Annotated in this window: 19 protein-coding genes and 2 tRNA genes; 11 read left to right on the top strand and 10 right to left on the bottom strand. The window is 65.5% G+C overall.

Going from position 1 to position 20299, the window contains the following annotated elements; genetic code table 11:
- Positions 1-36 precede the first annotated feature (36 nt).
- Positions 37-1041, bottom strand: a complete 1005-nt coding sequence (gene hrcA / locus IPU70_RS22605) for a heat-inducible transcriptional repressor HrcA (protein WP_013391858.1) — start codon at positions 1039-1041, stop codon at positions 37-39.
- Positions 1042-1181: 140 nt separating this feature from the next.
- On the opposite strand from hrcA, the gene IPU70_RS22600 reads away from it, so the two are divergent.
- The gene (locus IPU70_RS22600; protein WP_013391857.1) at positions 1182-2081 is read left to right on the top strand and encodes an NAD kinase; all 900 of its coding nucleotides are present in this window, start codon (positions 1182-1184) and stop codon (positions 2079-2081) included.
- Between the two features lie 13 nt (positions 2082-2094).
- Positions 2095-3750 carry a DNA repair protein RecN gene (gene recN / locus IPU70_RS22595; RefSeq protein ID WP_207470516.1) on the top strand — a complete coding sequence of 552 codons (1656 nt, stop codon included), beginning with the start codon at positions 2095-2097 and terminating at the stop codon, positions 3748-3750.
- Positions 3751-3887: 137 nt separating this feature from the next.
- Here the strand turns inward: recN and fur are convergent, their stop codons facing one another.
- A complete protein-coding gene (gene fur / locus IPU70_RS22590) occupies positions 3888-4307 on the bottom strand; it encodes a ferric iron uptake transcriptional regulator (RefSeq protein ID WP_013391855.1) in 420 nt (139 codons plus the stop codon).
- Positions 4308-4459: 152 nt separating this feature from the next.
- On the opposite strand from fur, the gene IPU70_RS22585 reads away from it, so the two are divergent.
- Both IPU70_RS22585 and dapB read left to right on the top strand, forming a co-directional pair.
- Entirely contained in the window at positions 4460-4996 is a 537-nt protein-coding gene (locus IPU70_RS22585; protein WP_013391854.1) for an outer membrane protein assembly factor BamE, read from the top strand.
- Positions 4997-5011: 15 nt separating this feature from the next.
- The gene (gene dapB, locus IPU70_RS22580; RefSeq protein ID WP_207470514.1) at positions 5012-5803 is read left to right on the top strand and encodes a 4-hydroxy-tetrahydrodipicolinate reductase; all 792 of its coding nucleotides are present in this window, start codon (positions 5012-5014) and stop codon (positions 5801-5803) included.
- 63 nt (positions 5804-5866) lie between these two features.
- Here the strand turns inward: dapB and murB are convergent, their stop codons facing one another.
- The gene (gene murB / locus IPU70_RS22575) at positions 5867-6913 is read right to left on the bottom strand and encodes a UDP-N-acetylmuramate dehydrogenase (RefSeq protein WP_207470512.1); all 1047 of its coding nucleotides are present in this window, start codon (positions 6911-6913) and stop codon (positions 5867-5869) included.
- Positions 6914-7142: 229 nt separating this feature from the next.
- Between murB and IPU70_RS22570 the strand changes: the two genes are divergently transcribed.
- The 6 genes from IPU70_RS22570 to IPU70_RS22545 all read left to right on the top strand — a co-directional run bounded on the left by IPU70_RS22570 (position 7143) and on the right by IPU70_RS22545 (position 12228).
- Positions 7143-7218, top strand: a tRNA-Gly gene (locus tag IPU70_RS22570).
- Between the two features lie 274 nt (positions 7219-7492).
- Positions 7493-7566 (top strand) — tRNA-Cys (locus IPU70_RS22565).
- Positions 7567-7643: 77 nt separating this feature from the next.
- A complete protein-coding gene (locus IPU70_RS22560; protein WP_207470505.1) occupies positions 7644-7877 on the top strand; it encodes a hypothetical protein in 234 nt (77 codons plus the stop codon).
- A gap of 83 nt (positions 7878-7960) precedes the next feature.
- Positions 7961-9421 carry a catalase gene (locus IPU70_RS22555; protein WP_207470503.1) on the top strand — a complete coding sequence of 487 codons (1461 nt, stop codon included), beginning with the start codon at positions 7961-7963 and terminating at the stop codon, positions 9419-9421.
- A gap of 126 nt (positions 9422-9547) precedes the next feature.
- Complete coding sequence (locus IPU70_RS22550) at positions 9548-11164, top strand: thiamine pyrophosphate-binding protein (protein ID WP_242702646.1); 1617 nt, start codon at positions 9548-9550, stop codon at positions 11162-11164.
- Between the two features lie 62 nt (positions 11165-11226).
- Positions 11227-12228 (top strand): tripartite tricarboxylate transporter substrate binding protein, encoded by a 1002-nt coding sequence (locus IPU70_RS22545; protein WP_207470499.1) that lies wholly within the window; start codon positions 11227-11229, stop codon positions 12226-12228.
- Here the strand turns inward: IPU70_RS22545 and IPU70_RS22540 are convergent.
- Complete coding sequence (locus IPU70_RS22540) at positions 12225-13190, bottom strand: LysR family transcriptional regulator (protein WP_207470497.1); 966 nt, start codon at positions 13188-13190, stop codon at positions 12225-12227. The genes IPU70_RS22545 and IPU70_RS22540 overlap by 4 nt on opposite strands.
- Before the next feature lie 119 nt (positions 13191-13309).
- On the opposite strand from IPU70_RS22540, the gene IPU70_RS22535 reads away from it, so the two are divergent.
- The gene (locus IPU70_RS22535; RefSeq protein ID WP_207470495.1) at positions 13310-14839 is read left to right on the top strand and encodes a CoA-acylating methylmalonate-semialdehyde dehydrogenase; all 1530 of its coding nucleotides are present in this window, start codon (positions 13310-13312) and stop codon (positions 14837-14839) included.
- A 12-nt stretch (positions 14840-14851) separates the two neighbouring features.
- Here IPU70_RS22535 and IPU70_RS22530 read toward each other — a convergent pair whose 3' ends face one another.
- The 6 genes from IPU70_RS22530 to IPU70_RS22505 form a co-directional block, all read right to left on the bottom strand.
- Positions 14852-15601 carry a sulfite exporter TauE/SafE family protein gene (locus IPU70_RS22530; RefSeq protein ID WP_207470493.1) on the bottom strand — a complete coding sequence of 250 codons (750 nt, stop codon included), beginning with the start codon at positions 15599-15601 and terminating at the stop codon, positions 14852-14854.
- A gap of 67 nt (positions 15602-15668) precedes the next feature.
- Positions 15669-16670 carry a tripartite tricarboxylate transporter substrate binding protein gene (locus IPU70_RS22525; RefSeq protein WP_207470491.1) on the bottom strand — a complete coding sequence of 334 codons (1002 nt, stop codon included), beginning with the start codon at positions 16668-16670 and terminating at the stop codon, positions 15669-15671.
- A 171-nt stretch (positions 16671-16841) separates the two neighbouring features.
- Positions 16842-17747: a LysR substrate-binding domain-containing protein gene (locus IPU70_RS22520; RefSeq protein WP_207470489.1), complete on the bottom strand. Its 906-nt coding sequence runs from the start codon at positions 17745-17747 to the stop codon at positions 16842-16844.
- Between the two features lie 53 nt (positions 17748-17800).
- Positions 17801-18634: an amidohydrolase family protein gene (locus tag IPU70_RS22515; RefSeq protein WP_207470487.1), complete on the bottom strand. Its 834-nt coding sequence runs from the start codon at positions 18632-18634 to the stop codon at positions 17801-17803.
- Positions 18635-18685: 51 nt separating this feature from the next.
- On the bottom strand, positions 18686-19366 hold the full coding sequence (locus IPU70_RS22510; protein WP_207470485.1) for a fumarate hydratase C-terminal domain-containing protein: 681 nt from the start codon (positions 19364-19366) through the stop codon (positions 18686-18688).
- Positions 19360-20295, bottom strand: coding sequence for a fumarate hydratase (locus IPU70_RS22505; RefSeq protein WP_013391840.1), 936 nt, complete (start codon positions 20293-20295; stop codon positions 19360-19362). The genes IPU70_RS22510 and IPU70_RS22505 overlap by 7 nt, the downstream gene beginning before the upstream one ends.
- Between the last annotated feature and the right edge of the window lie 4 nt (positions 20296-20299).

Genomic DNA, 20299 nt, shown 5'->3' with positions numbered 1-20299 from the left:
CCTTCCTCCGCGAGGAGGACGTAGCTTCGGATGGACCTACTGGTTATGGCTGAGGGCGTTGGACAGCAAGCGCGCCGTGATATCCACAATGGGAATGACGCGTTCATAGGACATGCGGGTGGGGCCGATGACGCCCAGCGTGCCCACAACCTTGCCGTCCACGCCATAAGGCGCGGTGATGACCGAGACCTCTTCCATCGGCACCAGCTGCGAATCGCCGCCGATGTAGATCTGCACGCCCTGGGCGCGGGTAGACACGTCCAGCAGCTGCAACAGGTCGGTCTTTTTCTCGAACAGCGAGAACATTTTGCGCAGGCGGTCCATGTCGGAGGCGATGTCGGTAACATCCAGCAGCTTGCGCTCGCCGGAGATGACCATGGCGTCGCCGTCCTCGGCGGCCTCCGCGCTGGCTTCGACCGCGGCCTGCATCAAGCGCGAGATATCCTCACGCAGCTGCGCCAGTTCGGTCGACAGCGTCTGGCGCACCGCGTTGAAGGACTTGCCGGCAAAGTGCATGTTGAAGAAATTGCCGGCTTCCAGCAATTCCGCCTCGGCGTAATCGCGCTGGACAAAAAGAATGCGGTTCTGGACATCGCCGTCGGGCGTGACGATGATGAGCAGCACGCGCTTGTCGGACAGGCGGATGAATTCGATCTGGCGAAAAACCTGGGCGCGCTTGGGCGTCAGCACCACCCCCGCGAATTGGGTCAGGTTGGACAGCAGCGCCGCCGCCGCGTTAACGGCCCGGGTGGGTTCGGCGGCCGCCAGCATCTCGCCCATGTTGTGCGGCTCGAGCTGGTAGGACTGCACCGCCAGCAGCGAATCGACGAACATGCGGTAGCCCCGCGGCGTGGGAACGCGGCCGGCGGAGGTGTGCGGGCTGTGGATCAGTCCTAGTTCTTCGAGATCCGACATCACATTGCGGATCGTGGCCGGGGACAAGTCGAATACTTTCGATAGCGTCCGCGAGCCGACTGGCTGCCCATCGGCGATATAGCGTTCGATCAACGCTTTCAGTAGTGCGCGTGCGCGGTCATCCATAACAAGTATTTTAGGGAATCTTTTTCAATTGAGGCGATTTTTGTCCCGCAAGCGCATATGCGGCCCCATATAATCGGCTAAACCACCCATTCCGGGCTGGTTTCGGCTTTGGGTCCGGCCTTTTTGATACGCAAGCAGCCATGCACTTTCCTACCGTAGCCCTGATCGGCAGATACCAGGATACCGGCCTGGACACACCGCTGAGAGCACTGGCCCACGCGCTGACGCAAGCGGGCCGGCAAGTGCTCATCGATGCGGACACGGCGCGCAATACCGGATTGACCGAATACCCCGTCGCCACGCTCGAGGAAATCGGCAAGACCGCGTCGCTGGCCGTGGTCATGGGCGGCGACGGCACCGTGCTGGGCGCAAGCCGCCACCTGGCGCCGTATGGCATGCCGCTGGTCGGCATCAACCACGGGCGCCTGGGCTTCATCACCGACATCGCGCTGCAGGACGCGCACGCTGCACTGGCGCGCGTGCTCGAAGGCAGCTTCCAGATCGAAGAACGCATGCTGCTGGAAGGCAGCGTGTGGCGCGGCGACCAGAAGATGTATTCCGCCTCCGCCCTGAACGACGTGGTGCTGAACCGCGCGGGACGCGGCGGCATGATCGAAGTGCGGGTGGAGCTGGACGGCGCCTTCATGTACACGCAGCGCGCCGACGGCCTGATCATCGCCACCCCCACGGGTTCCACCGCGTACGCGCTGTCCGCCAACGGCCCCATCCTGCATCCCGGCATGAATGCCATGGTGCTGGTGCCCGTGGCGCCGCAAACGCTGTCCAACCGCCCCATCGTCATCCCCGACTCCGGCGTGCTGAACATGACGCTCACGGCCATGGGCCGCGTCGAAGTCGGCGCCAGCGTGCATTTCGACATGCAGACCTGGTCCGACCTGCAACCGGGCGACCGCATCGTCGTGCAGCGCGCCCCCTATACCATCCGCTTCGTGCATCCCGAAGGCTACAGTTTCTTCTCCACCCTGCGCCGCAAGCTGCACTGGAACCTGATGCCCGAAGCCTCCGACAACGTAGAGTAGTAAGCGCCCCGACATGCTGCGCACCCTGCATATCCGCGACTTCGTCATCGTCGAACAGACCGAGATCCATTTCGGCCCCGGCTTCAGCGTCTTTTCCGGCGAAACCGGCGCGGGCAAATCCATACTGGTGGACGCGCTGGCGCTCGCGCTGGGCGAACGCGGCGACGCCAGCATGCTGCGCGAAGGCGCGCCGCGCGCCGACATCACCGCGGTCTTCGACACGCCCAAGGGGCTGGTCGCCTGGCTGCAAGAGCGCGAGATCGACGCCGACGCAGAGCTGTCCCTGCGCCGCGTGATCGACGCCCAGGGCCGCAGCCGCGCCTACATCAACGGCACGCCCGCCACCGTGGCGCAGTTGCGCGAACTGGGCGACAGCCTGGTCGACATCCACGGCCAGCATGCGCACCAAAGCCTGATGCGCGCCGACGCCCAGCGCGACCTGCTGGACGCTCACGGCGGCCATGGCGAACTGCGCAACGCGGTCGGCCAGGCCTGGAAGCAGTGGCGCGCGCTGGCGCGCCAGCTGGAGTCCGCCGAAAAAGACGCCGCCAGCCTGGCCACCGAACGCGACCGCCTGCAATGGCAAGTCGACGAACTCGACCAGTTGAACCTCGGCCCCGACGAATGGGACGCGCTGCAGTCCGAACACACTCGCCTGTCGCACTCGCAATCGCTGCTGGACGGCGCCACGCAGATCATTGACGCCCTCGACGGCGAAGGCGACTCCGCGCACCACCGGCTCACGTCTGCCAACCATCGCATCCAGCAGATGCTGCGCCATGACCCCGGCCTGCAAGGCGTGCACGATGAACTGGAATCGGCGCGCATCGCCATCAGCGAGGCCGTGTCGGACCTCAACAACTACGTCAGCCGCGTCGACCTCGATCCGCAGCGGCTCGTGACTGTAGAGGCGCGCCTGGGGCTGGTGTTCGAAACCGCCCGAAAATTCCGCGTCGAACCCGATGCGCTCTGCGAACTGCGCGACACGCTGCATGCGCAGCTCGCCGCCCTGCAGGCAGCGGGCGACATCGATGCCCTGCGTGCCCAGGCGCAGGCCGCGCAGGCGCAGTACGACGCTGGCGCGGCGAAATTGACGACGGCGCGCCGCAAGGTCGCCAAGGACCTCGGCAAGCAGGTCACGCAGGCCATGCAGACGCTGGCCATGCAGGGTGGCAGGTTCGAGCCCACCCTGGCCGCATCGGCGCCCTCCGCACATGGCAACGAGCAGGTCGAATTCCTGGTGGCCGGCCACGCCGGCACCACGCCACGCCCGCTCGCCAAGGTGGCCTCGGGCGGCGAACTGTCGCGGATCTCGCTGGCGCTGTCCGTCATCGCCAGCCGCGCCGCGCGCGTGCCCACGCTGATCTTCGACGAAGTCGACAGCGGCGTCGGCGGCGCGGTGGCCGAGGCCGTCGGCAAGCTGCTGCGCGAACTCGGCGAACGCCATCAGGTCCTGTGCGTGACCCACCTGCCCCAGGTCGCGGCCTGCGCCAATAACCAGTTCCTGGTCAGCAAGGCCGAATCGCGCGGCGCGACCCGTTCCAGCATCGAAGAACTGGACGCTCCCGCCCGCGTCGAGGAAATCGCGCGCATGCTGGGCGGCATCAAGCTCACCGCAACCACCCGCGAACATGCCCGCGAAATGCTGGCTGGCTTCGGGCAGGACTGAAAGCCCCGCCCCGCAACGGCACGCGCGGCGGTAACGCCGGATTTCATCACGCAAAAAAAGCCCCTTCAACCTGAAGGGGCTTTGGATCTCGCATACCCGCTGCGAGCGTGGCCGCGGGCTGGACTACCGGACCAGGATCAGCGGCCCTTCATGCAGCTGCCGCAAATGCCGTACAACACCATGGCGTGGCTTTCCAGCGCGAAGGCGTTGTCCTTGGCAATCTTTTGCTGACGCTTTTCGATCTCGGGGTCCGAAAACTCGACCACCTTGCCGCAGTTCGTGCAGATCAGGTGATCGTGATGATCGCCGTCGTTGAGCTCGAACACCGCCTTGCCGCTGTCGAACTGGCTGCGGGCAAGAATGCCGGCCTGTTCGAACTGGGTCAGGACGCGGTAGACGGTAGCCAGCCCGATTTCGACGTTTTCGCCGATCAGGGCGCGATAGACGTCTTCGGCGCTCAGGTGCCGTTGATCCGATTTCCGGAAAATATCAAGAATTTTCAGGCGGGGGAACGTCGCCTTCAAACCCATGTTCTTCAGTTCGCTTTGGTCGCTCATGGTGTAATCGCTCTCCGTCCGCGTTGGCATGGGCAGGATAGGTTCACCGCGAGCCGGCTCACCGAAATCATGCCGCCACGCGGAACTATCCTTATGAAACCTTTATGATAACGGTTTTGTCTGCTTCCAAATAATAGGGGCGCGTAGTGTCCATGATTGCACGAATTCCCTCCCGCTCGCTGAAGACCGGCCTGGCGGTGGCCGCCTTGGCCGTCGCCCTGGCCGGATGCTCGGGGGACAAGTGGGGCTTCCCCTACAAAGCCGGCGTCCAGCAAGGAAACTGGATCACCCAGGAGCAGGTGGCCCTGCTGCAGCCCGGCATGACGCGCGAACAGGTGCGCTTCGCCCTCGGCAGCCCGACGCTGACCAGCGTGCTGCACGCCAACCGCTGGGACTACCCCTACTACTACAAGCCCGGTTACGGCGACGCCCAGGAACGCAAATTCACGGTCTGGTTCGAAAACGACCGCCTGACCCGCTGGGAAGGCGACAAGCAGCCTGACCTGCAGCCGTACCAGATCAATACGCCCAACGCCGTCGCCGACGAAAAGGCGGACAAGCGCCTCACGGAAGACGAAGCCCGCCAGAAGGAAGAGGAAGACCAGCGCAAGCGCGACGCCGCCGCACCGGTCAGCCCCCTCAACCAGTATCCTGGCCAGCCGGGCAACGCCCCCGAGCCGCTCAAGTAACACCAAGGACTATCCATGCGTATTGCAATTGCCGGCGCCAGCGGCCGGATGGGCCAGATGCTGATCGAAGCCGTCCTGAACGCCTCCGGGCTGCAGCTCGCCGTGGCGCTCGACCGCCAGGGCTCGGCCGCGCTGGGCCAGGATGCCGGCGCGCCCTTGGGCAAGCAGACCGGCGTGGCCATCACCGATGATCTCGACGCACTGGCCCAGGCCGACTGCCTGATCGACTTCACCCGTCCGGAAGGCACGCTCGAACACCTGCAGGCCTGCGTCAAGCACGGCGTGAACGCCGTGATCGGCACCACCGGTTTCGACGACAACGGCCGCGCCGAGATCGAAGTCGCCGCCCAGAAGATCGGCATCGTCTTCGCGCCCAACATGAGCGTGGGCGTCAACGCCACGCTCAAGCTGCTGGACATGGCCGCGCGCATCCTGAACTCCGGCTACGACGTCGAAGTGTTCGAAGCGCACCACCGCAATAAGGTCGACGCGCCCTCGGGCACCGCGCTGAAAATGGGCGAAACCATCGCTTCGGCCTGGAACGTGGCCCTGCCGGACGTCGCCACCTGGAGCCGGCACGGCGATACCGGCGTGCGCAAACCCGGCACCATCGGTTTCTCCGTACTGCGCGGCGGCGACATCGTCGGTGACCACACGGTGTCCTTCTGCGGCACCGGCGAACGCATCGAGATCACGCACCGCTCGGCCAGCCGCGCCACCTACGCGGAAGGCGCCCTGCGCGCAGCCCGGTTCCTGGACGGCAAGCACAACGGCCTGTACGACATGCAGTCCGTGCTGGGCTTCTGAGCCGCCCTCGCCGACAAAAAAAGGACCCTGCGGGGTCCTTTTTCTTGCCAGGCCGAAATAGCCTCACACCACCACGGGTTCCGGTTCCAGCCGCACGCCATAACGTTCGGACACCGCTTCCTGGATGGCATGCGCCAGGCCCATGATGTCCGCAGCCGTAGCTCCGCCGCGGTTGACCAGTACCAGGGCTTGGCGCTCGTGCACACCCGCAGCCCCCAGCGTGCGGCCCTTCCAGCCGCACTGGTCGATCAGCCAGCCAGCCGCCAGCTTGTAGCCGCCATCCGGCTGGGCGTACGACACCAGGCCAGGAAAACGGCCGAGCAAGGCGTCGCGCACCTCGGACGATACGATGGGATTCTTGAAAAAGCTGCCCGCATTGCCCGTCACCGCCGGATCGGGCAGCTTGGCGCGGCGGATCTCGCACACCGCGTCGAAGATATCGCGCGCAATCGCCGCGCCCTCTGCCAATCGCGCATGGCGCTGCAGGTCGGGGTAACCCAGCACCGGCCGCCAGGGCCGCGGCAAGGAAAAGCGCACGCTGACGATGACCCACCGCCCCGGCTCATCGTGCTTGAACACGCTGTCGCGATAGGAAAAGCGGCAATCGGCCGCGCTCATTTCGACCAGACGGCCTGCGCGCACATCCCAGGCGGTCAGGCTATGGAAACGCTCCTGCAGTTCGACGCCGTAGGCGCCGATGTTCTGCACCGGGGCCGCGCCCACCGTGCCGGGGATCAGCGCCAGGTTCTCCAGCCCGTCCCACCCCTGGTTCACGCAGGTTTCGACGAAACCGTGCCAGGTCTCGCCACCCGCTGCCTCGACCAGCCAGGCATCCGACCCGGCCTCCAGCAGGCGCACGCCCTTGAAGGCAACTCGCGCCACCAGCCCCTGCACGTGTCGCGGCAGCACCAGATTGCTGCCGCCGCCCAGCACCAGCAGGGAGGACGCCGCGCGCGCCAGTTCCGTTAGCGCCGGCAGCTGCGCCGGATCCTCCAGAGTCACGAAGGTCCCGGCCCGCGACTCCAGACCCAGCGTGTTCAGCCGGGTAAGATCCTGGCTGACGGGGAACAAGGCGGGGGACGGATGGGTTGGGACCGGCAAATTTGACATGGATGCTGCGGATTGCTATAGTTTCTGTCTTCGCTCATATTACTTGATTGAGTGCTTGCCCTGAGTTTCGGGTTTTGTTCGAAAGCTGCTCGCAGTGAACAAAGCCAAAAAAGCACAGGCCAAGACAAGCTCAAAAAAATCATGTAAGATGCGCGCCTTCTGATCGATAACCAAGTTGATCAGAGTGAATAAGAAAACAGGTTCTGGCTGTTTCAAGTGCAGAACCCATGCGGGAGTAGCTCAGTTGGTAGAGCGCAACCTTGCCAAGGTTGAGGTCGCGAGTTCGAGACTCGTCTCCCGCTCCAAATTTTGATTTCCAGATCCTTTCTGGAAATCCTTGAGAAAGGGCCTTCGGGCCCTTTTTTCATTTCCGCGCCCGCATCGGGCCCCTTCCCGCACAGCGCCGCCGCGCCCTCCCCGGCTCACTCCCAAGAGTCCGCGCTCCTCTTCGGCCTATGACGTACATATCTATGTCCTGCGTCATTCATCCTGGACGTTAGGACAATATTCCTGGATTCGCGGAAGTCCACGCCTCGCCCCGCTTGCGTACCATGCATTACGTCCTAGGACAAATCAGATGGCGCGGTGGCAGAGTGGTCATGCGGCAGATTGCAAATCTCTTGAGGTTGGTTCGATTCCAGCCCGCGCCTCCAAGATCGGCCTGGCGATTCTCCCCTTAAAACCGGAATCGCCAGGGCATCCGCCCTGGCGGCATACGAAGGAGATCGCCTTGATTCAAGTCACCCTGTTCCACGACGGCTGCAACCTCTGCCTGAGTATCGATCGCAACATAGCGGCGGTGTTCACGACGCCACAGCATCGCTACGAATCGTTCGACCTCGCGCGGCAACCCGAACACGCCGCACGGGCCAGCGCCCTGGGCATCACCCGCCTGCCATCTCTGGTCATCGACGGCCGCGTGCTGCGCCTGGAAGACCACTCCCCCATCGAGCAATACGCCTGAACCTCACGTGGCCGGATCCGGGGCCGCTGCGATGCACCCGCTCTTGAAGGCCGCTGCCACGTCAACAACGCAAGGAGCCCATCATGAGCAAACTCACCACCGCATTCGGCGCCCCCGTTGCCGACGACGACAACACCATGACCGCCGGTCCGCGCGGGCCTGCGCTTTTGCAGGACGTCTGGTTCCTGGAGAAGATGGCGCACTTCGACCGCGAGGTGATACCGGAGCGGCGCATGCACGCCAAGGGCGCCGGCGCCTTCGGCACGTTCACCGTGACCCATGACATCACGCGCTACACCAAGGCCAGGATCTTCAGCCAGATCGGCAAGCGGACCGACATGTTCGCGCGATTCTCCACCGTGGCCGGAGAACGCGGCGCGGCCGATGCCGAGCGCGACATCCGCGGCTTTGCCCTCAAGTTCTACACCGAAGAAGGCAACTGGGATCTGGTCGGCAACAACACGCCTGTCTTCTTCGTGCGCGATCCGCTGAAGTTCTCCGACCTGAACCGGGCCGTCAAGCGCGATCCGCGCACAGGCATGCGCAGCCCGCAGAACAACTGGGACTACTGGACCCTGCTGCCCGAGACCCTGCACCAGGTGACGCTTATCATGGGCGACCGCGGCATTCCCAAGAGCTATCGCCACATGCATGGGTTCGGCAGCCACACCTATAGTTTCATCAACGCCGCCAACCAGCGGTTCTGGGTCAAGTTCACCTTCAAGACCCAACAAGGCATCCGGAACCTGACGGACGCCGAAGCCGGCCAGGTCATCGCGGCGGACCGCGAAAGCAACCAGCGCGACCTGTACGAAGCGATCGAACGGGGCGAATTCCCGCGCTGGACCCTGTACGTGCAAATCATGCCCGAGGCCGAAGCCAATACCTATCATCTCAATCCCTTCGACCTGACCAAGGTCTGGCCGCACAAGGACTATCCGCTGATCGAGGTCGGCGTCCTGGAGCTCAACCGGAATCCGGAGAATTTCTTCGCCGAGGTCGAACAGGCCGCGTTCAGCCCCGCGGTGATCGTGCCCGGCATTGGGTTCTCACCGGACAAGATGCTGCAAGGCCGCCTGTTCTCGTATGGCGACACGCAACGCTATCGTCTGGGCGTGAACTATCCGCAGATCCCGGTCAATGCGCCTCGCTGTCCGTTCCACAGCTACCACCGCGACGGGACCATGCGCGTGGATGGCAACGGCGGCAGCGCGCCCGCGTACACGCCCAACAGCCATGGCGCCCTGCAGGCGCAGCCGGACTACTCCGAACCGCCACTGGACCTGAGCGGCGCCGCGGCCCGTTGGAACCACCGGGAAGATGCCGACTATTTCTCCCAGGCCGGCGACCTGTTCCGATTGATGGCGGCCGATGAAAAGCAAAGACTATTCGAGAACACCGCCCGCGCGATCCGCGGCGCGTCCGAGGAAGTCATCGAGCGCCACATCGCCAACTGTGCCCAGGCCGATCCGGCCTACGGGCAAGGCGTGCGCGAGGCGATCGCGGCGCAGACCGATAGGGACGGCCCGCGAGCCGCCCTCTAGGTTCAAAAAACATCAACCAACACGCCACGGATAGCCGATACACTGAACTCTCCCATAGCCGGTATAAAAACAGGCGCGCGGCGTTTACCAGCGCGGCCCTCGGAGACACAGGTGCTTGGATCTCAGTTGATTATCCGTACGCTGCAACGCCTGGGCGTCAAGACCATCTTCAGCCTGTCCGGCAATCAGATCATGCCGCTCTACGATGCCTGTATCGACGCAGGCATCCGCATCATCCACGTGCGGCATGAGGCGGCCGCCGTCTTCATGGCGGACGCCTGGTCCCAGATCACCGGCGAACTCGGCGTCGCGATGCTGACCGCGGCGCCGGGCATCACCAACGGCCTCGCGCCCTTGTACTCGGCGTCGCAGGCGGAAAGCGCTGTACTTCTCATTTCCGGCGACTCCTCCGTCGCCGAGGACGGCATGGGCGCATTCCAGGAACTGGACCAGGTCGCCATCACCAGTCCGTTGACCAAGCTTTCGCTGCGTCCGCGGAGCGCGCAGGAACTCTACCCCGCGCTCGAAAGCGCGGTGGCGCAGGCGCTTGCGCCCCGGCGCGGGCCGGTGCATCTGGCCCTGCCCTTCGACCTGATGACCGCCGAGACCGGCTTGGCGGAGCTGCCCGCCGCAGCGCAGAGCCGCGAGGCCGCCCCAGCGGACGCAGCCGGCCTGGAAAAACTCGCCGCGCTGGTGAATACCGCGCAGCGCCCCCTGGTGCTGGCCGGCCCCACGGGCGCGCGCCCCTATATGCGTGCCGTCCGCGAGATGCTGGAAGAAGCGCTTACGGCGCGCATCATCCCCATGGAAAGCCCGCGCGGCCTGAAGGATCCTTCCCTCGGTTCCCTGGCCGCGCTCATGCCGCAGGCGGACCTTATCGTACTGGCAGGCAAGTCCCTGGACTTCACGCTGGGCTTCGGCGGCACGGGCGCGCTGGGCAAGACGGCCCAGGTCGTAGCGATCGACCCGGATCCCGCCATGCTGGAACGCGCGAGCCGCCTGCTGGGCGAACGACTTGCCTTGGCCTTACAGGGCGATCCCTATGTCGCACTGTCCGCGATGCGTGCGACACCAGCTCCGACCGAGCGCGCCCCATGGCGCGCGCGCGTGGACGAAGCGCTGCGCAACCGGACCACACTGAATTCCGCCTCGTCCGCCGCCGGCGCATTGGGACCGCGCGCGCTTTGCGAGACGGTCCAGGCGTTTCTCGCCTCCGTCCCGAATCCCATCCTGGTCTGCGACGGCGGCGAGTTCGGCCAGTGGGCACAGGCCTACTGCCAGGCGCCGGTACGCATCATCAACGGCATGTCCGGCGCAATTGGCGCGGGCATCTGCTACGCGATCGCCGCCAAGCTCGCGCAGCCCGACGCAACCGTGGTCGCGCTCATGGGCGATGGCACCGCAGGCTTCCACCTGATGGAGCTGGACACGGCGGTGCGCGAACAGGCCGCGATCATCGCCGTGATCGGCAACGACCTGCGCTGGAACGCGGAACACCTGATCCAGATGCGCACCTATAGCCCGCACAGGCTGATCGGCTGCGAACTTGCGCCGACCGCGCGCTACCACGACGTCGCCACGGCGCTCGGCGGAACGGGCTTTGCCGCGCAGGATAGCGACGGCCTCGCCAACGCCCTGGGCAAGGCGGCGAACAGCGGGCTACCCGCCTGCATCAACGTTTCCCTGGCGGGCGAGCCCGCCCCGGTATTCAGCGCATCAACGCAGTCCGCGACCGGTCATTGACCTCGAGGCATCGAGCACAGCTGCAGTCCGGTTACGTCCCTTAGCACGACAGGAGACTTCCCATGATCAGCCCTACCGGCCGCTGGCCGGGCGCGTTCGCTCGCGCCGCGATTTGCATGCTCGCCACGCTTCCCGGCCTGGCATACACCCAAACCTATCCCGCCAAGCCAGTCCAGCTCATCGTTCCGTTCAGCGCCGGCGGCGACGCCGACATGGCGGCCCGCAATCTGTCCGCCGCCGCGCAAGGCGTGCTTGGCCAGCCCATCGTCGTGGTCAACAAGGCCGGGGCGAACGGCGCGATCGGCTCGACCGCCGTGAAGAATGCCGCCCCCGACGGCTACACGCTGCTGATGGGCCGGATAGGTTCCCAGGTGTTGCTGCCCGCGCTGCAGCCCAAGACCACGCCCTATACCTCGAAGGACTTCACCTTCATCGGATTGCTGGAACTGAACCCTGTGGTCTGTGTCGTCCACCCGGACAGCCCCTACAAGACGATCCGCGATCTGGCGCAGGCGATGAAGGCACAGCCCGGCAAGCTCAACTACAGCCATTCCGGCCCGGCTACGGTGCAGAACCTCGCGCCCCAGCTGCTGCTCAGCAGTCTCGGCCTGAAGCCCGATGCCGTGGTCAGCGTCCCGTACAAGGGCGGCAATGAGGTCGCGCTGGCGGTCCTCAGCAAGGACGCCGACTTCGCCTGCAACAACCTGAGTTCAATGACAGGCATACTCGCCAGCGGCAAGCTGCGCGCCCTGCTGACGACCACGCCGGAGCGCCTGGCGCAATTCCCCGACATACCGACCGCCCGCGAGCTGGGACTGCCTCAGCTCGAAGCGGTCATAGGCTGGAGCGGACTGTTCGGGCCGCCCGATATGAGTCCCGAGGCCGTGGCCAAATGGGCTGCGGTGCTCAAGCAGATCTCAAAGGATCCGAAATGGATCGCCGGCAACGCCAACTTCGGCGGCATCCCCCACGTCCTGTCGCCCGCCGAGACGGAAAAGTACGTCAACCAGGGCGCCGCGATCTACGCCGACCTGGTGGCCAAGGCCGGGCTGCAGGTCAATTAGCCTGCCTCGCCCCCCGCTCCTGGTGGCCCGCCTAGTCCAGTGGACGCCGGGATCGCCTCGCGCAGGTAGCCGACGAACGAGGATACGGTCAGGGGCACGCGCGGCGTGTAGGGCCTGACCGCATACAGCCGCTCCGCGTAGTCGCCCACGACCCGCCAGCCGTGCAGTACTTCGACCAGGGCTCCGCCGCGCAAGGCCTGATTGGCGCTGAAATCCGGCAGCAGCGCGATTCCCAGGGATCCGGCCGCCACCTCTCTCAGCACTTCGCTGTTGTTGGCCGTGAAGCTGCCGCGTACCGGCACCGCCACGCGCTTGTCCCCGTCACGCGACTCGAACGACCAGGTAGCGCTGCCGCTGCGCCGCAGGTAATGCAGGCAATTGTGGGCCGCCAGATCCATCGGTATCTTCGGCGTGCCGTGCCGCGCCAGGTATTCCGGGGTGGCAACCAGCACGGAGCGCGTCTCGCAGATGACCGAGGCAACATGCGTGTCCGGCACGCCGGCCACGTGCCGGATCGCCAGATCGAAGCCTTCGGTCGCCAGGGACGCCAGATGGTCGCTGAGTTCCAGCTGGATCCGCACGTCGGGAAAGCGCTTCAGGAATTCCGGTATCAGCGGCGCAATGACCTGGCGCCCCAGGGCCACGGGCGCGGTCACGGACAGCACGCCGCGCGGCCCCTCGGACAGATCCCGCACGGCCGAGAAGCCCTCCTCGATGCGCAGGAAAGCCGCCGCGGTCTGGTCGACCAGGCTCTGCCCCGCCTCGGTCAGGCCTACGCTGCGGGTGGTGCGGCGCACCAGGGGCACGCCAGCCGCCTGCTCCAGCTCCACGATGCGCTGGCTCACCGAGGCCTTGCTGATCTGCAGGCGGCGCGCGGCCGCCGTGTAGCTGCCGGTATCGGCCAGCACCCCAAGGCAATGGATATGCGACCACAGATCTTCCAGACGCCTGGTTTTCGTCATGCCCTGCTCCATTGTTCGAAACATCAAACACTGATTCCAGCCCTCTGGTCTCGACGGCCGGACGGCAATGCGCGACATTGCCAGCTCCAGAACACCATGCATGAGCACAGGAGCCAGCCATGACCGCAAGCAATGCCAGCGCCCAATCCCGCGATGCCGGACACTACATCGGCGGCAGCCTCGTCGATGGGACTGGCAGCCGCCAGCCCGTCTACAACCCGGCCACGGGCGTCGTCGCCAAGCAGGTGGCCCTGGCCACGCCCGACGAGGTAAACCGCGCCGTGGCCAGCGCCCGGGCGGCATTTCCGCAATGGGCGGACACTCCTCCCATCCGCCGCGCCCGCGTGCTGTTCAGGTTTCTTGAACTGATGAACAAGCATCGCGATGAACTGGCCCACCTGATTACCGCCGAGCATGGCAAGGTTTTCAGCGACGCGCAAGGCGAAGTCACCCGCGGCATCGACATCGTCGAGTTCGCTTGCGGCGTCCCCCAGCTCCTGAAAGGCGCCCACACGGAGCAGGTTTCCACCGGTATCGACAACTGGACGCTGCGCCAGCCGCTGGGCGTGGTAGCGGGCATCACGCCGTTCAACTTCCCCGTGATGGTGCCCATGTGGATGTTCCCCGTGGCGATCGCGGCGGGCAACACCTTCGTGCTCAAGCCCAGCCCCACCGATCCCAGCGCCTCCCTGCGCATCGCCGAGCTGCTGAGCGAGGCCGGCCTGCCGGATGGCGTGTTCAACGTGGTGCAGGGCGACAAGGTGGCGGTGGACGCGCTGCTGGAACACCCGGACGTGAAGGCGATCAGCTTCGTGGGCTCCACGCCTATCGCCAACTACATCTACGAGACCGGCGCCCGCCATGGCAAGCGCGTGCAGGCCCTGGGCGGCGCCAAGAACCACATGGTCGTGATGCCGGACGCCGACATCGACCAGGCGGTCGATGCGCTGGTCGGCGCCGGCTACGGCTCGGCCGGCGAGCGCTGCATGGCGATCAGCGTGGCGGTGCTGGTGGGCGACGTGGCCGACCGGTTGCTGCCCCGGTTGATCGAGCGCACCAGGACGCTGAAGGTGCTGGACGGCGAGAACCCCGCCGCCGAGATGGGTCCCATCGTGACCCGGGCCGCTCACGAACGCATCAGCGGCTACATCGACCTTGGCGTGCAAGAAGGCGCGCAGCTGCTTGTGGACGGCCGTGGTTTCCAGGGCTCGCAAGCGGGCGCAGGCTGCGGCGACGGCTTCTGGATGGGCGGCACGCTGTTCGACCACGTCACGCCCGACATGCGCATCTACAAGGAAGAAATCTTCGGTCCTGTGCTGGGCTGCGTGCGCGTGAAGGACCTGAAAGCGGCGGTGGACCTCATCAACGCCCACGAGTTCGGCAACGGCGTGGCCTGCTTCACCCGCGACGGCAACGTGGCGCGCGAATTCGGCCGGCGCATCGAAGTCGGCATGGTGGGCATCAACGTGCCCATCCCGGTGCCCATGGCCTGGCATGGCTTCGGCGGCTGGAAGCGCAGCCTGTTCGGCGATATGCATGCCTATGGCGAGGAAGGCGTGCGCTTCTACACCCGGCAGAAGTCCATCATGCAGCGTTGGCCCGAAAGCATCGGCAAGGGAGCCGAGTTCGCCATGCCGACGGCCAAGTAGCAGGCGTCCGCCTCACGGAGGCGAGACCCATCCGCGATAGATGGCGCCCGCGCCAGCTATCGCGAGCAAGAGGAAGATGGCCCGCTTCAGCAGTTCCGGGGAAACCCGGGTCCTGAGGCGGGAACCGCCATACAGGCCAACCAGGGCCACCGGCAGCAACACGGCGGCGGCGGACAGGATTTCCGGCTGCGCGTACAGTCCGGCGGCGCCGAAGGCCGCCGCCCGGATCAGCCCGCTGGCCAGGATGACCACCGAGATCGTGGCACGGAACTGATCCAGCGCATCCAGCCGGCGCGACAGATAGATGGTGTAGATCGGTCCGCCGGTCCCGAACAGCGCGCTGAAGATGCCGCCGAAGACGCCGAACGGCAACGCCCAAAAAGTGTTCAACGGCGCCGTCGTCGTCGCCCGCGCGCCGCGCAGGCCCTTGATGCACACGGCCAGCACGAAGCTGCCCAGCAGTATCAAGGGCCAGCGGGCGCCGGCGTTGTGCAGCAGCGTGACGCCCAGGCCTATCCCGAGCAGCAGCCAGGGAAACAGCCGCTTGAGCTCGACCAGGGACACGCGCCGCCAGTTGCTGCCGCCCACCAGCGCGGTGCAGGCCAGGTCGAACAGCACCACCAGCGGCACGGCGAACTGCAAGGGCATGAACTGGACCAGGACCGGCACGGCCACCATGGCCGCGCCGAATCCCGTCATCCCAAAGACGACGTAGGCGACCAAGACGACGGGAGCGGCGACAACAAGGGAATCGGGCGGCATGATGCGTGCAAGGTGAACATGAAAAGTAAGGGCGGGCCAGTGAGCGCCACAGGCCCGCAACGTAGCCTCAGCTGGCGGTGATCTTCTTTTTCTCCACCAGCGCCTTCCACTTGGCCGACTCCCTGGCGATCTCGTCCCTGAGCTGGGCGGGCGGCACGATGGTCGCGGACATGCCCTGGTCAGCCAGATAGCGCTGCATGTTCGGCTGTTCGACCGCCGTCCTGGCATCGGCCAGCAGCCGGTCGACGGACGTCTGGGGCGTGCCTGCCGGCGCCAGCAGCGCGAACCAACCAGTGAACTCGAAACCCGGCACGCCGTCCTCCGCCGTGGTGGGCACGTCCGGCAGCAGCGCTGAGCGCTCCTTGCCTGTCACCGAAAGCGCCCGCAGGCGCCCGCCCTTGAGCAAGGGGACGATGGCATTGATGTTGCCCACGGCGACTTCGATCACGCCCGCCATCAGATCCGTATAGGCCGGGCCTTCGCCTTTGTATGGGACATGCATGAGCTCGATCCCCGCGGCGTCGCTGAAGGCTTCTCCCGCCATATGCGTCTGGCTGCCCACGCCGGCGGACGAGAAGCTGAGCTTGCCCGGCCTGGCGCGGGCGTATTCGATCAGTTCCCGCGTGTTCTTGACGGGTAAATTGGCATTGACGGTGAGCACCATGGGTCCGTTGGCCACCTTGCCGATGGGGCTGAAGTCAGCCAGCGAGTAAGGCAGCTTGCTGTAGATGAACTGGTTGACCGTGAACATGCTGCCCGACGCCAGCAACAGCGTGTAGCCGTCCGCCGGCGCGCTGGCGACGGCCTGCGCGCCCACGCTGCCGCCGGCGCCCGCGCGATTCTCGACGATCACGCTCTGCTTCAGGCCCTTGCCCAGCTCGGCCGCCAGCGCGCGGCCCAGCAGGTCGGTGGCGCCGCCCGCCGAAAACGGAACGATCATGCGTATGACTTTGTCCGATGGCCATTCGGCTCGCGCTGGCAGGGCCAGAAACGGCGTAAGCGCCAGGCCACAGCCCAGCGTCTTGACGATACGGCGGCGCGCGTTATTGGGTTGAGTTTCGTCTTTCATGGGTTTGTCTCCTTCAGTTCGCGGGACGGCGAAGCCTGCCGGCTCGGGGCCGGCTGACGATTCGCCAGGCAGCAACTGACCCTCGGGCCGATGGCTCGATTTTTTCGGGGCGTTGCGGTGTTTTTCTGCGGACTACTAGGCTGCTGAACTACAGAACTACCAGACTAAGAACTACTGGCCGGGACCGGCCTGCTCCGTGAGGTCGCGCTGGCCGGCGCAGACTGACTTCAATGCATCGAGCAACAACTGCGTAAGATGGGCTCGCGGGTTCTCCTTCGGCGCCAGGATGCCCAGCCGGCGCGTGACCGTCGGCGAGCCGAACGGAATAACGCGGATACCCGGCGGAAACTCGTTCCTGCCGCGGCAGGCCGGCACCACCGAGGCGCCCAGGCCATTGGCCACCATGGCGATCACGCCTTCCAGGTTGTCGATCTCCATGGCCGAACGCACCGTGATACGCCTGCGCACCATCTCTTCCTGAACCAGGTGTCCCACGCGCGCCGAGCGGTTGAAGCGGACATAAGGGGTCTGCTCCAGGATCTCCTGATCGCTGGCGCCCTTTACCGAACGGTGCGCGATGACGACCAGCTGTTCCTCCACGAACGGCAGGAAATCCAGCCCCGAGCGCGGCGCATCGGGTTCGGTCACGATCGCCACGTCCAGCTGGCGGTGGTAGATGGCACGTTCCAGGTCATGCGTAAGCCCGGTGGTGACGTGGACTTCCAGTCCATGCCCCTGCTTCTGCAAGTGGCGCAGGGCCAGCGGCAGCACGCCCGAAACACAGGTATGGACGCTGCCCAGCCTGAGCAGTCCCGAGGAGGTGCCCTTCTTCAGCGCGGCGCTCATGCTTTCCCAGTGGGCGATCAGGTCGCGCGCCCGGTGCACCAGCGCCAAGCCCGTGTCCGTGAGGATCGGCGGACGCCGGCTGCGATCGAAGATCGTGATGCCAAGTTCATCCTCGAGAGCGCGGACCTGCATGCTCACCGCCGACAGCGACAAGCCGATGGTATTGCCGGCCTCGGCGAAGCTGCCGTGGTCTGCAATCGCGATCAGCGTGTAGAGCGTCCGGATATCCATGCAAGGGGGGTCCTGGTGTAGGCGAGCGTTATGGGAAGGAGGAGTATGCCGCGTCAGATGCCTAGCAGCCGCCGCGCATTGCCCCCCATGACTTTCCTGAGATTATCTTCCCGGATCGGCAAGGTCTCGAACCATTCTTTGTACCCCTGCACGGGGCAGAACGGGAACGAGCTGGCGTAGAGCATCCTGTCCGCAAGAAAGCCGTCGGCCGCCTTCACATACTCCTCCCAACCCGGCATGCGGGAAAAATACATATCGGGCGACAGCCACAGATTCTGCCGCCGGAATGCCAGATGCAGGATCTCGTTGACCCAGGGCCACCCGCCATGGGCAATCACGACGTTCAGACCGGGAAAATCCGCCAGCACCCGGTCGGTCCGTATCGGGTCCGAATAGCTCAGGTCGGGGCCCGCCGTGCCTCCGACCATCATGATCACCGGAACGCCCAGGTCCTCGCAGTGGCCGTAGATGGGATAGAGGCGCCTGTCGTCGGCGTACATCGGCACCGGGTAGGAGCCGGGTTCGATATTGACCAGCTTGAAACCGTCCTCGACCGCCTGGCTGATGGTCTGGCATGCGCGCCGCCTGTCGGTGGGATCGATGGAGGCGGCGCCGATGAAGCGGCCCGGGTGCCCGGCGACGATGCCGCGCACATCCTCGTTGGATACGCTGCCCAGCACGCCTGCCAGGCGTCCCACGACCACGCCGCGGTCTATCCCCGCCGCGTCCATCTCCTTGAGCAGCAGCGCCATCGACTGCTGCTGCGCTGCAGCCGAGGGCTCGAAGCCCACTGTCCGGGTAAAGCCGTCGCGGCGCGCTCCCGCCGAGTACATCAGCGTGTCCAGGAAGCCGCCCACAGGCGGCCGCAGCCTAAAGTCGATGATCATCAAAGTATCCCTGTCAGGTACACGGTTGCCGGATCTGGCGCACAGCCGCGCCTACATCACTTCATCCTTGCGGTCGTCGGTCTCGCCATAGCGGTGCAAGGCAGGCGGCTTCAAGCCGGCATAAAGCTTCTCGATGCCCGCATTGATGACTTCGGCATGCTGGGCGAAGAGCGAGTTGCCCTCGAGGTCGCTCTCGACGATGAAGGGCCCGAAGTTCTCGACCTCGAACAGCCACATCGCCTGCGCGATCCCCAACTCATCCAGCCAATGCACTTCGCGCACCCGCTTGATGCCGCGGCCCAACAAGGCGCCCGTGCCATAGCCCACGGTGGTCAGGTAGATCGCGCCGCCCGGCGCCAGCACCTGCTTGTAGTCGTCGGCAGGCATGCCGCCCTTGCCGATCAGGATGCGGCAGCCGGTCTCCTCCAGCCAGCGGGGTATCCACTTGGAGAAGCGGAACGAGGCAGTGGCGGTAACGGCGCCCACGTTGTAGCCGCCGCGGCCATCCGGCGCCGCGGCCGGCGAGCAATGGAAGTTGACGTTGCTGAGGGAGCGCAGGTCCACCGGCAGCGGCAGGCCCTGGTCCAGCACCTTCTTGTAGACGCCTTCGCGGGCCGTGTAGACCACGCCACTCAGATACACGGCCGCGCCGAGTTCGAGCTTGGCGATGTCCTCGCGCTTGGCGGGCAGGTCCAGGTGAAAGACCTTGATGTCGTCGTCGTTGCTTACCATTCGACCGTCTCCCGGCGCAGGTAGGGCGTGAACCACTGGGGATCGGTGCGGTACTCGATCTTCCCGTTGGCATGGATCCGCGCGGTGGCGCGGCGCGAAGACAGGCAGAAGGTATGCAGGCTGATGGGCATGCCCCCGGTATGGGTGTAGCCGCACTCGATATGGCAGTCGACCACCATGCCGGAGCCCACGAACCCCATGGCGCCCATGCCGATGGAATTTCCCAGCTGCATCAGTTCCAGTTCCAGTTCCGCCACCTTGGGGTCCGGGTTGCGGTCCCCTACCGTGCGCAGACAGGCGGCCTGTTTGCCCAGCTGCATGCAGGTGTCCTTGGAGCCGCCCAGCCCGATGCCGACGATGGCCGGCTGACAGGCCAGCCCGCGCTTGCCGAAGGCGATCAGCGTGTCCAGCACGAAGCGCTTGATGCCGTCTATGCCATCGCCGGGAAACAGCATGCGGTAGTCGGTGCCGAACAGGCCGCCCTTGTGCACGGTCGTGATTTCGATCCAGTCGGTATCGGGCTCGAACGACCATTCGACCTCGGGCGCGTTGATGCCGACGTTGTTGTTGTGGTCGGTGCGCCAGAGCGGATGGACGCGGTTGGGCCGCAGCGGAATGCTGAGCGTGGCCTCGGCCGTGGCGTGGCGCAGCGCGCGCTCCACCGCGACGAAGCCACTGTCGACCGAGGCGTTGTTGCCCACCTTGACGTAGTAGCGCGGCAGGCCGGTATCGGCGCACATGGGCCGCCGATCCTGATCGGCGGCCTCCCAGTTGTCCACCATGGCATGGATGACGAAGCGCGGCAGCTTGCCGGTTTCCTTCTTCTGCAGTTCCTGGATGCCTTGCTTATAGTCGGCCGGAATCTCGATGGCCGCGCGGCGCATGATCTCCAACGCCGCCTCTTCGACTTTCTGTACAGGGATGCTCATGGTG

The sequence above is a fragment of the Achromobacter sp. SD115 genome (genome assembly GCF_017355315.1).
Taxonomy (GTDB): domain Bacteria; phylum Pseudomonadota; class Gammaproteobacteria; order Burkholderiales; family Burkholderiaceae_B; genus Achromobacter; species Achromobacter xylosoxidans_B.
The sequence above is the reverse complement of the archived record's forward strand: the minus strand, read 5'-3'. Positions and strand labels throughout refer to the sequence as shown.